The sequence below is a fragment of the Streptomyces sp. NPDC005784 genome, assembly GCF_042871525.1.
Lineage (GTDB): Bacteria > Actinomycetota > Actinomycetes > Streptomycetales > Streptomycetaceae > Streptomyces.
Genome location: NZ_JBIAIQ010000002.1, coordinates 49,043 through 61,133, shown reverse-complemented (window position 1 = coordinate 61,133; position 12,091 = coordinate 49,043). Strand labels below are relative to the sequence as shown.

The 12,091-nt window shown below is 72.5% G+C and carries 11 protein-coding genes; 6 read left to right on the top strand and 5 right to left on the bottom strand.

Going from position 1 to position 12,091, the window contains the following annotated elements:
- Positions 1–142 precede the first annotated feature (142 nt).
- Entirely contained in the window at positions 143–1,969 is a 1,827-nt protein-coding gene (locus ACFYR3_RS03210; RefSeq protein ID WP_389281270.1) for a hypothetical protein, read from the top strand.
- Between the two features lie 140 nt (positions 1,970–2,109).
- On the opposite strand, the gene ACFYR3_RS03205 is transcribed toward ACFYR3_RS03210, so the two are convergent.
- Both ACFYR3_RS03205 and ACFYR3_RS03200 read right to left on the bottom strand, forming a co-directional pair.
- The gene (locus ACFYR3_RS03205; RefSeq protein WP_355842970.1) at positions 2,110–3,465 is read right to left on the bottom strand and encodes a PH domain-containing protein; all 1,356 of its coding nucleotides are present in this window, start codon (positions 3,463–3,465) and stop codon (positions 2,110–2,112) included.
- 38 nt (positions 3,466–3,503) lie between these two features.
- Entirely contained in the window at positions 3,504–4,007 is a 504-nt protein-coding gene (locus ACFYR3_RS03200; RefSeq protein ID WP_389281268.1) for a PH domain-containing protein, read from the bottom strand.
- 31 nt (positions 4,008–4,038) lie between these two features.
- On the opposite strand from ACFYR3_RS03200, the gene ACFYR3_RS03195 reads away from it, so the two are divergent.
- Positions 4,039–5,190, top strand: a complete 1,152-nt coding sequence (locus ACFYR3_RS03195) for an NADH-quinone oxidoreductase subunit D (protein ID WP_355842667.1) — start codon at positions 4,039–4,041, stop codon at positions 5,188–5,190.
- On the opposite strand, the gene ACFYR3_RS03190 is transcribed toward ACFYR3_RS03195, so the two are convergent.
- Positions 5,155–6,339 carry an SAM-dependent methyltransferase gene (locus ACFYR3_RS03190; RefSeq protein WP_389281266.1) on the bottom strand — a complete coding sequence of 395 codons (1,185 nt, stop codon included), beginning with the start codon at positions 6,337–6,339 and terminating at the stop codon, positions 5,155–5,157. The genes ACFYR3_RS03195 and ACFYR3_RS03190 overlap by 36 nt on opposite strands.
- A gap of 117 nt (positions 6,340–6,456) precedes the next feature.
- Here ACFYR3_RS03190 and ACFYR3_RS03185 point away from each other — a divergent pair, with 117 nt between their 5' ends.
- From ACFYR3_RS03185 to ACFYR3_RS03175, 3 genes are all read left to right on the top strand, one after another.
- Complete coding sequence (locus ACFYR3_RS03185; RefSeq protein ID WP_355842663.1) at positions 6,457–7,665, top strand: sensor histidine kinase; 1,209 nt, start codon at positions 6,457–6,459, stop codon at positions 7,663–7,665.
- A gap of 69 nt (positions 7,666–7,734) precedes the next feature.
- Positions 7,735–8,406, top strand: a complete 672-nt coding sequence (locus tag ACFYR3_RS03180; RefSeq protein ID WP_355842660.1) for a response regulator transcription factor — start codon at positions 7,735–7,737, stop codon at positions 8,404–8,406.
- A 76-nt stretch (positions 8,407–8,482) separates the two neighbouring features.
- Positions 8,483–9,115 carry an AAA family ATPase gene (locus ACFYR3_RS03175; protein ID WP_355842657.1) on the top strand — a complete coding sequence of 211 codons (633 nt, stop codon included), beginning with the start codon at positions 8,483–8,485 and terminating at the stop codon, positions 9,113–9,115.
- Between the two features lie 145 nt (positions 9,116–9,260).
- Here ACFYR3_RS03175 and ACFYR3_RS03170 read toward each other — a convergent pair whose 3' ends face one another.
- The gene (locus ACFYR3_RS03170; RefSeq protein WP_355842654.1) at positions 9,261–10,367 is read right to left on the bottom strand and encodes a DUF5937 family protein; all 1,107 of its coding nucleotides are present in this window, start codon (positions 10,365–10,367) and stop codon (positions 9,261–9,263) included.
- 169 nt (positions 10,368–10,536) lie between these two features.
- On the opposite strand from ACFYR3_RS03170, the gene ACFYR3_RS03165 reads away from it, so the two are divergent.
- A complete protein-coding gene (locus ACFYR3_RS03165; RefSeq protein ID WP_355842652.1) occupies positions 10,537–10,755 on the top strand; it encodes a hypothetical protein in 219 nt (72 codons plus the stop codon).
- A 53-nt stretch (positions 10,756–10,808) separates the two neighbouring features.
- Here the strand turns inward: ACFYR3_RS03165 and ACFYR3_RS03160 are convergent, their stop codons facing one another.
- Complete coding sequence (locus ACFYR3_RS03160; RefSeq protein ID WP_389281262.1) at positions 10,809–12,020, bottom strand: threonine aldolase family protein; 1,212 nt, start codon at positions 12,018–12,020, stop codon at positions 10,809–10,811.
- Positions 12,021–12,091 lie beyond the last annotated feature (71 nt).

Genomic DNA, 12,091 nt, shown 5'->3' with positions numbered 1-12,091 from the left:
GGCGTGACCGGCGGGCGTGCCGGGCCTTGTGGGACAAGCGGTGTGCCCTGTAGGCGCCTGGTACAGGACAAAGGCTCCGGGGTGACTGGGTTTTTACCGTGCGGGGCACCAAGATTCGCCTACGCGCGGTAAGTTTCTGGCCATGCCACGTGGACGCCACCGCCATTCCCCGCCCTTGCACAGGGTGCTGCCTCCTTCGGCGATCGCCGGCGTGTCGCTCGTCTGCGCCGTAGGGCCCTGGCTGTTCACGGATGCGTTCGCGCTCCGTGTCCTGGCCGCGGGTGCCGCGGTGACGGCGGTCGCCGGCGCGGTCGTCATGCGCCGCTGGGACACCTCGGCGGGTAAACGCGTCGCCGACCTCACGCGCGCGCGGGCGAGCGACGAGTGGCGTCATGAGGAGCGCGTCGCCGAACTGGAGACAGACCTCGACGAGTCGCGCGAACTGCGCGTCAAGCTGGAGCAGAAGCTGCGCGCCAAGCGCACCGAACTGGCCGGCCTGCGCAATGAACACGCGGCGCTGCTGCGGCGGTACGCCACGGCGGAGACGGAGCGGGCGACTGCTCTGGAGGGGCGTCGGCAGCTCGCCATAGAGGCGTCGGTGCCGGCACGCGCCCTGCCTGCCGCGCGGACGGCTCCGGATGCGGTGGAGACTCCGGAATCCCCCGATATGCCGGAATCCCCCGAGACGCCGGAATCCCCCGAGACGCCGGATTCCCCCGAGACGCCGGATTCCCCCGAGACGCCGGATTCCCCCGACACGCCGGATTCCCCGGACGCGGCGGACCTCTCCGACGCGGTGGGCTCGCCGGACACGCCCGAGGCGGTCGAGACGTCCGAGGAACCGGACGAGGCTGAGGAGCCCGAGGAGTCCCGGGAGTCCGAGGAGTCCGAGGGCGCGGTGTCGGCGTCCGGGAGCGGGACGGAGGCCATCGAGGCCTTCATTGCGGCCGACGACGACACGGCTCCTCTGGACGCGGACGCGGAGGTGCCGACGGAGGCCGGGACCGACGAGTCTCCCGAGGTCTTCTCTCCGGTCGGGTCGTCGCTCTTCCTGCGGGCCGGAGCGGCGTTGAGCCGGACAGCGGGCAGTGCTCAAGACGCGGAAGGCGCCCAGGCCGAGGGCGCCCAGGCCGAAGGCGTCATGGCCGGGGCGGTCTCGACGTCCGTGGCCTTGGCGCTGCTGGACGCGCGCCCCGATGCGGCTGTCGCTCCCGAGGACGCCGTTCCGGCTGCCGACCCCGACGCCGACCCGGCGACGGCCGAGTCCCTGACCCGTGGGCCCGGCCGTGGCGAGTCCGCGCTGGACGCGGCGGTCAAGAGGGACGCGGCGGCGAAGAAGCGCGCGGCGCTGCAGAAGGGCGCCGTCGTGACGAAGGGCGCGGTCGCGACGAAGGAACTGGTCGCGGCGAAGGACACGGTCGCGAACGGCGAGGCCCCGAAGGGCGCTCCGGCCACCGAGGCGGGTCCGTCCTCGGACTCCGTCGCGGAGGCGGGTGGGGCGCAGGGGAAGCCCGAGGCGGTCGGCGAGCATCAGCGCGCGGCCGCCGAGGACGAGCCGTCGCAGTCCGCCCCGTCCGCGACCTCCGCAAGGCCTCCCCAGGCCGAGGCGGCACAGCCGGCGCGGGCGGCGCTTCCCGCCAAGCGGTCCGGGCACTTCACCGTGCCGACGGCCGTGGCCGTCGTCCCGCACACCGCGCCGGTACGACGCCCCTCGGTCGAGGGCGGGTTCGACTTCTTCGGTACGCAGAAGGAGGCGTCGGACGCCGCCGCGATGGAGGCCGTGCAGAACGAGGACCTGGCCGATGTGGTAGGTCAGGAGGCACTCGCTCTGCACAAGGCCGAGGCCGAGTCCGGGTTCAAGCCCGCGAGCGAGGCCTCGCGCGGTGCCGACCGTCAGGTCATCGATCTGACCGCGCACGACGAGACCGAGCACATCAACATGACAGGGCTGCGGAGCGCGGTTTCCTGAACCGCCCGCTTGCCGAACAGGCGTAACGGAGTGAGGGCAGTGGCACCACGCCACTGCCCTCACTCCGTTTCAAGGCGCAGACCCTCCGCGCCGGCGGGCGGCGTGGCATCCTCCGCACGAACTCCGCCCCCGTACTTGCCTCAGCCTCGGGCCATCCACCGGTCCGGCCGGGCTTCCCGCCGTCCCGTGCGGGACCGGTCCGCCTGTGCCTGGAGAAGCTCCCTCGCCTCCGGGGCATCCCGCAGCCGCGCCGTCACCGTCCTGCCGGCGCCCGCGTCGATGTGGAGGTCGGCGAGCCCCTTGAAGCGCTCCCACGGCCCCTGCGTCAGCCGTACGCTCTGCGCCTTCGCGTGCGGGACGAGGGAGAGGCTGCGCCGCAGCAGCCCGTGGCGCGCCGCGAAGACGCTGTCGGTGACGGTGAGTCCGTATCCGCGCCACCAGAACGGCACGCACCAGCCGGCCCGCCGCGGCGGCCGGTCCAGGCACGCCGGGACGATCACCCCGGGCAGCACCGCGGCGATCACCGCCTCGGCGACCTCGCGCGGAGCGACGGGCACGAGCACCGAGTTCGACGACCCGGCCACGTCCAGCTCGACCCGCACCCACCTGCCCCGCCACAGCAGGGGTTCGACGATCCGTACGGTCTGCACGCGTCCGGGCGGCACGGTCTCGTGCGTACGGTCCAGGAGCCCGTGGTCGATGCGGAGTCCGTCGGGCGACTCGCCAACCGTCCAGTCGTACTCGGCCACGAACCGTCCCACGCTGCGCGCGCCCGCCGCGCCGAGCAGCGGCAGTCCGGTCGCGAGGACCGTCCACACGCTGTGCGTGGCGAGCCACAGCAGCGTGGGGACGACGAGCGCGGCGGCCAGGGAGCCCCAGGTGGCGCCGGTGAGCAGCAGAGAGGCGGCGAGGACGCCGGGCGGGACGTGCAGCAGCCGCCGGACCGGCGCCTCGCCGACCTCGCGGGCGGACTCGGGCGCGAACCCGGCGGCCCGGGCGAGGAGTTCGGCGCGCAGCATCCGGGCCTCGCCCTCGCCCAGGTACGCCAGTTCGTCCTTCTTGTCCGTCCCGACGACATCGAGCTTGAGCTTGGCGACGCCCGCGACACGGGCCAGCAGCGGCTGGGTGATGTCGACGGCCTGGAGCCGTTCGAGCCGGATGTGCGCGGTGCGGCGGAACAATAGGCCGGTACGGATGCGCAGTTCGGTGTCGGTCACCGCGAAGTGGGTGAACCACCAGCTCAGAAAGCCGTAGAGAGCGGCGCCCGGGACGACCACGGCGAGTCCGACGAGCAGTGCGGTCGTGGTGAGCCTGGTCAGCTGCTCCTGTGCCTGGTTGGGGTCGTGGACGGCCCAGCCGGCGAGCACGGCGACCGGCGCCCACGCGCGCCGGAACGGCGTCACGGGGTGCAACCGCCGTTCGGACAGCGGCTTTTCCTCCCGTACGGAGTCGGCGTCGCCCGGCAGGGCCGTCGTACCGGAGGGACCGCCGGGCATGGCGGACGTGTGTCCCGAGGAGTCCGGGGAGGCCGTGCTCACAGTCCCGCCGATCGTGCCTCGCCCAGTTCGGTCAGCCGGTCCCGCAGCCGCTCGGCCTCGGCCGGGTCGAGACCCGGGATGCGCGCGTCGGTCGCCGCGGCGGCCGTGTGCAGCTGCACGCCGGCGAGCCCGAAGTGGCGTTCGAGGGGCCCGGAGGTCACCTCGACCAGCTGCATGCGCCCGTACGGCACCACGGTCTCCTCACGCCACAGCACACCCCGGCTGATCAGCAGGTCGTCGGCGCGTTCGGCGTACCGCCACGAGCGCCAGTTGCGCCCCAGCATGCGCCAGCCCCACGCGGCCAGGGCGAGCGGCAGCAGCGCGAAGGCCGCCCAGCCCGGACCGGCGAACAGGGCGAGGAGCAGTCCGACGGCGATCGTCAGCAGCCCCAGCCACACCACCAGCAACAGCCTTCGCATCCGCAGCAACCCCGGAGGCAGCCCTGTCCAGACCGGCTCCGACATCGCGCTCTCGTCGGTCCGCTTGCTCCCCGTCTCCATGGCGCAAGCGTACGTACGAGAGACTGTGCTCATGACTCCTACGACGGAGACCATGGTCGGCATCGGCGGCGCTGCCGAGAGCACCGACATGGTGCTCAACATCGGCCCCCAGCACCCCTCGACCCACGGCGTGCTGCGCCTGCGGCTCGTGCTCGACGGCGAGCGGATCCAGCACGCGGAGCCGGTCATCGGCTATATGCACCGCGGCGCGGAGAAGCTCTTCGAGGCGCGCGACTACCGCCAGATCATCATGCTCGCCAACCGCCACGACTGGCTGTCCGCCTTCTCGAACGAGCTGGGTGTCGTCCTGGCCGTGGAGCGGATGCTCGGCATGGAGGTCCCCGCGCGCGCGGTGTGGACGCGCACGCTCCTCGCGGAGCTCAACCGCGTCCTCAACCACCTGATGTTCCTCGGCTCCTATCCCCTGGAACTGGGCGGCATCACCCCGATCTTCTACGCCTTCACGGAGCGCGAGGAACTCCAGCACGTCATGGAGGAGATCTCCGGCGGGCGCATGCACTACATGTTCAACCGCGTCGGCGGCCTCAAGGAGGACCTCCCGGCCGGATGGGCCACACGCGCGCGTGCCTGCGTCGCCGCGTTGCGCTCGCGGATGAGCGTGTACGACGACCTGGTGCTCGGCAACGAGATCTTCCGGGGGCGTACACGCGGTGTGGGCGTCCTCAGTCCGCGGGCCGTGCACGCGTACGGAGTGAGCGGCCCCATCGCCCGCGCCTCCGGCGTCGACTTCGACCTGCGCCGCGACGAGCCCTACCTGGCGTACGGCGAGCTCCAGGACACCCTGAAGGTCGTCACGCGCCAGGAGGGCGACTGTCTGGCCCGCTTCGAGTGTCTCCTGGAGCAGACGCACGTCTCCCTGGACCTCGCGGACGCCTGCCTCGACCGGCTCGCCGAGCTGCCGCCCGGCCCCATCAACCAGCGTCTGCCGAAGGTCCTGAAGGCGCCCGAGGGGCACACGTACGCCTGGACCGAGAACCCGCTCGGCATCAACGGCTACTACCTCGTCAGCAAGGGCGAGAAGACCCCGTACCGGCTGAAGCTGCGCTCCGCCTCCTTCAACAACATCCAGGCGCTCGCCGAACTGCTGCCGGGGACGCTGGTCGCGGACATGGTGGCGATCCTGGGGTCACTGTTCTTCGTGGTCGGGGACATCGACAAGTAGGGCATCGCGCAGGACGGCGTTCTCGGCGTCCGGAGCGGCGTCGGGCACGTCGGGCAAGTCGGGGAGGCCGACGGGCTGGAGCAGCCAGCCGAAGTCGCCCAGCCCGCCCGGCGCGGTGAGTTCCGCCGCCGCGCCTGCGCCCGCGAGAGCGCGCACATAGCCGGCGGGGTCCGTCGACGCCAGTGCGAGCGGGGGGCGTGTGCCGCTCACGCCCAGCGCGCGCAGTGCCGCGCGCTGGGTCACCACGCGTCCCCCGGGCAGCGCGCACGCGTCGAGCGCCACATGCGCGGTGATGTCGCACGACCCGTCCGGCACCGGCGCCGTCTCGCGTCCCTCCCGAAAGCCGGTGAGCGTCCCGAAGGGCGGCCGTCCGCCCGCGAAGTGCGCGTAGTCGACGGCGACGGCGAGACCCCGGTCGAGCGCGGAGACGGCGGAGGCCCAGGCGAGGTCCCGGGGAAGCCCGATCTCGGCACGGGCGCCCTCGGCGGGCGCGATGGGCACTTCGGCAGACGTGCGCGCCCCCTGCGGATGGAGTGCTCCTGGTGGGGGCTCGTGGGCCGGCCGTGCTCCCGGTGCGGGCGTGCGGGCGAGCCGCGCGCCGGACGGCGGCCACCACCAGTTCCGCAGCCACCGGGCGTCCGCCCCCGTGACGGCCTCCCCGAGACGTTCGGCTCCGTCGCCGCGTACGAGGACCAGCCGCGGCACTCCGTCCGGGCCGACCTCGGCGACGTCCACGGGCACGTTGTCCAGCCACTCGTTGGCGAACAGCAGCCCGGTGATCCCCTGCGGGGGCTCCGCGAGCCACTCGATCCGCCGGTCGAGGCCGGCCGGCCGATCTGCCCGCTCGACCGCGTACCCGCGCGCGCGGGAGGCCACGTCGGCGGGGAGGGCGGCCAGGACGCCGGTCACCAGCTCGCCGCGGCCCGCCGCCACGTCGACGAAGGCCAGCGCGCCCGGGTGGCCGAGCGCCGCGTCGAGGCGGCACAGCAGCCGCGCCACGGCGCCCGCGAACAACGGGGAGGCGTGCACCGAGGTCCGGAAGTGCCCGGCCGGTCCCTCGGGCCTGCGATAGAAGCCGGAGGGGCCGTACAACGCCTCCTCCGTAGCCTCGCGCCACCCACGCCACTCGCCCGTCGCCGCACATTCCACCGGGCCAGGCTAAGTGTCCCGGAGCGGGGGTCTCCACCTTGGGGAGTACGAGGGCCGGTCCCGGATCGATCCTCCGGCTGACCCCTGCACACTGCACGCTTCCCTACTCTGGGTTACGTGCAGCGCCTCTATGACTTTCTCCGCAGGTACCCGACATGGGTCGACAGCTTCTGGGCCGTCGCCCTGCTCGGGATCTCCGGGGTGAGCCTCTCCCATGTCAGCGACGCCGCGGACCAGCAAGCGTCGTCGCTTGTCCCGGCGCTCCCGATCGCCGTCGTAATGAGTGTGGTCGTCGCGCTGCGGCGCCGCATGCCCGAGAAGATGCTGGTCCTGGCGGTGGCGGCAGGCCTCGCACAGTTGGTCCTCGACGTCCCGACGGCGCCCGAGGACTTCGCGATGCTGGTGATCATCTACACCGTCGCCGCGGACGGCGCCCGCTGGGCCTCCCGGTTCGCGCTGATCGGCGGCCTGTGCGCGGGCACGCTCTCACAGCTGCGCTGGCCCGCGCACGAGGCCGGCGGGCTGGCCGGCGTCCTCATAGCGATCTTCCAGACGGTTCCGTTCGCGCTCGCCTGGGTGCTCGGCGACTCGATCCGCACCCGCCGCGCCTACCTCGCGCAGCTGGAGGAGCGCGCCGCCCGTCTGGAGAAGGAGCGCGAGGCCCAGGCCAAGGTCGCGGTGGCCGCCGAGCGCGCCCGGATCGCGCGCGAGCTGCACGACGTCGTCGCGCACAACGTCTCGGTGATGGTGGTTCAGGCCGACGGTGCCGCGTACGTCATGGACAGCGCCCCGGACCAGGCCAGGAAGGCGCTTGAGACCATCTCGGGGACCGGCCGGCAGGCCCTCGCCGAGATGCGCCGCCTGCTCGGCGTCCTGCGCACCGGCGAGCACCAGGAGGGCGGCGAGTACGTGCCGCAGCCCGACGTCGAGCAGCTCGACGACCTGATCGAGCAGTGCCGCACCTCCGGTCTTCCCGTCGACTTCAAGGTGGAGGGCACCCCGCGCCCGCTGCCCAGCGGAGTGGAACTCACGGCGTACCGCATCGTGCAGGAGGCGCTCACCAACACCCGCAAGCACGGGGGCCCGAACGCGGGTGCGAGCGTCCGCCTGGTCTACTTCGACGACGGCCTCGGCCTGCTCGTCGAGGACGACGGCAAGGGCGCGCCCCACGAGCTGTACGAGGAGGGCGGCGCCGACGGGCAGGGCCACGGCCTGATCGGTATGCGGGAGCGCGTGGGCATGGTCGGCGGCACCCTGGACGCGGGGCCGCGGCCCGGTGGAGGCTTCCGCATCAGCGCCCTGCTGCCGCTCAAAGCGGCCCACTGACACCTGTACACAACTGATTCCTACGAAGCTGATCCTGACGAATGATCCTTACGAAGTGAAAGGCCCCCGATGGCGATCCGCGTGATGCTCGTCGACGACCAGGTGCTGCTGCGCACCGGCTTCCGGATGGTGCTCGACGCCCAGCCGGACATGGAGGTCGTGGCCGAGGCGGGCGACGGCGTCGAGGCCTTGCAGGTACTGCGTGCCACCGAGGTCGACGTGGTCCTGATGGACGTACGCATGCCGAAGCTGGACGGCGTGGAGACCACCCGCCGCATCTGCTCTGACCCGAACCCGCCGAAGGTGCTGATCCTCACCACCTTCGACCTCGACGAGTACGCCTTCTCCGGTCTGAAGGCGGGTGCCTCCGGTTTCATGCTCAAGGACGTGCCTCCGGGCGAGCTGCTCGCCGCCATCCGTTCCGTGCACAGTGGCGACGCCGTGGTCGCGCCTTCCACCACCCGGCGACTGCTCGACCGGTTCGCGCCGCTGCTGCCCAACGCGGGCAAGGAGCCCCAGCACAAGGGTCTTGAGCGGCTCACCGAGCGCGAACGCGAGGTCATGATCCTCGTCGCGCAGGGTCTGTCCAACGGGGAGATCGCAGCCCGCCTCGTCCTCTCGGAGGCCACCGTGAAGACCCATGTCGGGCGCATTCTCACCAAGCTGGGGCTGCGCGACCGGGTCCAGGTGGTCGTGCTCGCCTACGAGACGGGGCTCGTCCGGGCGGGCGGACTCGGCTGACGCCCTTTCGGCGTACGGCCGACGGCCGGGGCGGGGGCGTTACCGGGATGTGACCGGCGCCCACTAGGGTCCGCGCATGCTCCTGTGGATCAACGGGCCCTTCGGGGGCGGCAAGACACAGACCGCACACGAGATCCAGCGCCGGCTGCCCGGCAGCGTCATCTGCGATCCGGAACACGCCGGTTTTGGCCTGCGCCGTATGCTTCCGCCCGAACTCCGCGGCGATTTCCAGGACTTGGTGTCCTGGCGGCAGGGTGTGGTCGAGGTGCTCGACCTCGCGCTCAGCAAGCAGGGTGGTGTGGTCATCGCCCCCATGACGGTCACGAACCCCGTGTACTTCGCGGAGACGGTCGGGCGGCTGCGTGAACTGGGCCACGACGTACGGCACTTCGCGCTGCTGGCCGAGCGCGAGACCGTACTGGGACGGCTGCGCGAACGCGGCTTCGGGCAGCTTCTGCGCTACGTCGCCGGAAAGGACGCTCCGCTGCGGCGCGAGAGCTGGGCGGTGCGGCAGCTCGACCACTGCCTGGAGCGGCTGCGCGAGCCGGAGTTCGCCGAGCATCTGTGGACCGACCAGACGACGGTCGCCAAGACCGCCGACCGCATAGCCGTCCTCGCCGGGCTGACGCTCACGCCGAACCGGGACGGGGTCCTGCGCGGACGCCTGCGGCGGGCGCGGACGAGCGCGCGCCACATCCGCTTCGACTGAGCCGGTCGCCCGGGGCCGGGGGCGTGGGTGCGCTCCCCGCGCCTACGTGGCGCCCGCGTGCCAGGGAGCGGTGTTTCCCGCGAGTCCCCGTGCCCGCGAGTCCCCATGCCCGCGAGTCCCCGTGCCCGCGAGCCGACGCCGGGCCCTAGCGCAGGATGCCCTCCAGGAAATCGCTGCCCAGCCGGGCCACCACGCCGACGTCGAGCTGGTGCAGCACATACCGCCCGCGGCGCCGCGTGGTGATCAGGCCCGCCTTCTTGAGCACGCCCAGGTGCCGGGATATCTCCGGCGCGGTCATGCCGTGCGCCTGGGCCAGTTCGCCGGTGGTGTACGCGCTGCGTGCCAGGTTGCGGCAGATACGCATCCGGACCGGGTGGGACAGGGCGGTCATCCGCAGGGTGAGCTGCTCCACGGAGGGCGGGGTGGCGAGCTCGGGGGAGCTGACGGGGTAGTGCAGCACAGGCATCCACTGATAGCGGTGCAGCACCATCAGATGCGGGCGGCCGAGGCTGGTGGGGACGAGGAGCAGGCCGCCGTCCGCCGCGACCGTGCGTCCCTCGGTCAGCTTGTCGACGGTGATGCGCCGCGCCGTCTCGTCCAGGGACAGGGCGGACGACACGGAGGCCAGCGCCTCGGACAGGCCCTTGTGCCGGAGCAGATCCGTCTTGTGCCGGGCCTCCGCGGCGAGCGGGTGGCGCAGCCGGGACCAGGTCTCGGCGAAGAAGGCCTCGTCGCAGTCCTCCAGGAACTGCCTCAGCCAGGCCCGCACGCCCGGCGGGTCCACCAGCAGCCGCTCGGTGAACCGCGTCTGCTGCGGCCCGCGCGAGGCGGCAAGATCCACGGCACGCCGCCGCACCTCGGGGTCGGAGAGGGCGTGCGGCCCCTCGGAGCTGTAGGCCAGCGCGCAGGTGAACTCCAGGGCAGCGTCCACGAACTGCTCGTCCGTGAGCTTGTCCAGCAGGTCCAGGTCCTCGGCGAGCGTCGCGCCCGGCAGCTCGGCCCCGCCCGGGACGCCCGCACACGCCAGGAACAGGTCCGAGAACGTCGTACGCCACAGGAAGTCCGCCTCGCACATCCGGTCCGCGAGATGGGGGTCGAGCCCGGCGGTCACCCCCGTCACCCAGCCCTGCAGTCCGGGGTGGTGTCCCGGCTCCGCCAGCGCGTGCAGCGCCATCCCCAGCTCGGCCAGCGGCGACGGCACGACGGCGATCCGCTCCGGCCGCAGCCCGCCGATGTCGATGTGCACGCTCATGCCCCCATGGTGCACCCCGCCACCGACAACGGGCCGCCGTCGATTGACGGCGGCCGTCAATCGATGCGACAGCCGTGACGATCAGGCGCAACCTGGGACATTCAGGGCTTTCCGTGCGGCTCCTCGTGGGTCCTTCGGTCCCATCCCTCGTCCCGAGAGGCGATCGGTCATGAGCATCACGCAGCAGTACCTCCTGGACACCTACCGGGCCTCGCAGCACGGGGAAGCGGCACCTCCGGCACCCGGCAGCCATGACTGGGAGGTCGCGCGGGAGCTGCGCGACTACCGGCAGTTCCGGGCCGTCGTGGCCGGGCATCCGGCCCACGGCCGGATACGCGGCGCCCTGAGCCGGTGGCTGCACGGACAGCGCCGGCACCCGGCCCACTGAGGTCTCCGCCGCCGAGCCGTCCGGTGATCCCGTGCCGTCCAGGCGATCCCGTGCTACCCGGCGGTCCCGTCCGGCAGGCGCTCCACGAACGCCCGCACCGCCGTCTTCACGTCGTCCGCCGTCCACTCCAGACCCGGCCCGGCCACCGTCACCTCGGTGTACGCGAGTCCGGGGCCGCCCCGGTGCCAGCCCTGGGCGAAGAGGCCCGTCCTCGTCTCCTCGACGTGCCGCAGCGCCGCGTCCCCGAGAACGTCCGGCTCGTACGGCAGCCAGATCTGGAACTGGTGGGTGTGCGGCTCCTCAGGGTGGACACGGACCCAAGGGACCCCGGCCTCCGTGAGGCCCTCGCGCAGGGCGCCGGCCACCACGCGCGCGTGGGCGACGTAGTCCGGCAGCCGGGGCAGCTCCCGCTCCAGGCCGATCAGTGCCGACAGGACGGTCGGGAACTGCTGGATGATCATGCCGCCGTACCGGTGCCGCCAGGTCTTCGCCTCGTCCACGAGCGTCTTCGGCCCCGCGACAGCGGCACCGCCGAAGCCGTCGAGGGACTTGTAGAACGAGACGTACACGCTGTCCGCGAGGCCCGCGATCTCGTTCAGGGGGCGGTCGAAGTGCGGGGTGCACTCCCACAGCCGGGCCCCGTCGATGTGGACCACCGCGTCGCGCTCCCGGGCGGCCTCCACGACCTCGGTGAGCTCCTCCCAGGAGGGCAGGACGAAACCGGCGTCCCTGAGGGGCAGTTCCAGGAGCAGCGCTCCGAACGGCTCGGGGAAGTCCCGCACCTCCTCGGCGGTCGGCATCCGGGGCTCGTCCGTCAGACGCACCGGGCGCAGGCCGCTGACCTGGCTGAACGCCTGCCGTTCATGGACCTCGGGGTGATTGAGGGCGTGCAGGGCCACGGTCGTGTCGCCGGTCCGGCCCGCCCAGCAGCGCAGGGCGACCTGCTGGGCCATGGTCCCGGTCGGGAAGAAGGCCGCCGCCTCCATGCCCAGCAGCTCGGCGACCCGCTCCTCCAGGGTCTCGACGAGGCCGTCGCCGTACATGTCGACCCGCCCGTCCAGGTCGCACACCTCGCCCGCGGCCTCGCTCAGCCAGGCAAGGCGCTCGCGGAGCGTCTGCTGGTAACTGGGCCGCCACAGCACCCGCTCGGCCGCCTTCCAGGCGGCGGCGCGCCGCTTGAACCGCTCCTCGGGAGACAGCTCCGCCGTCTTCTCCCCGGCCTGCTCCGCAGGCTCCGTACCGCTCTGTGCCGCCGTATCGCTCATCCCAGGATGATGTCCCGAGCCCGCCCGGCCGGTCACCCCGATTTCGGTGCGCCGGTGACCTGCGGAAATCC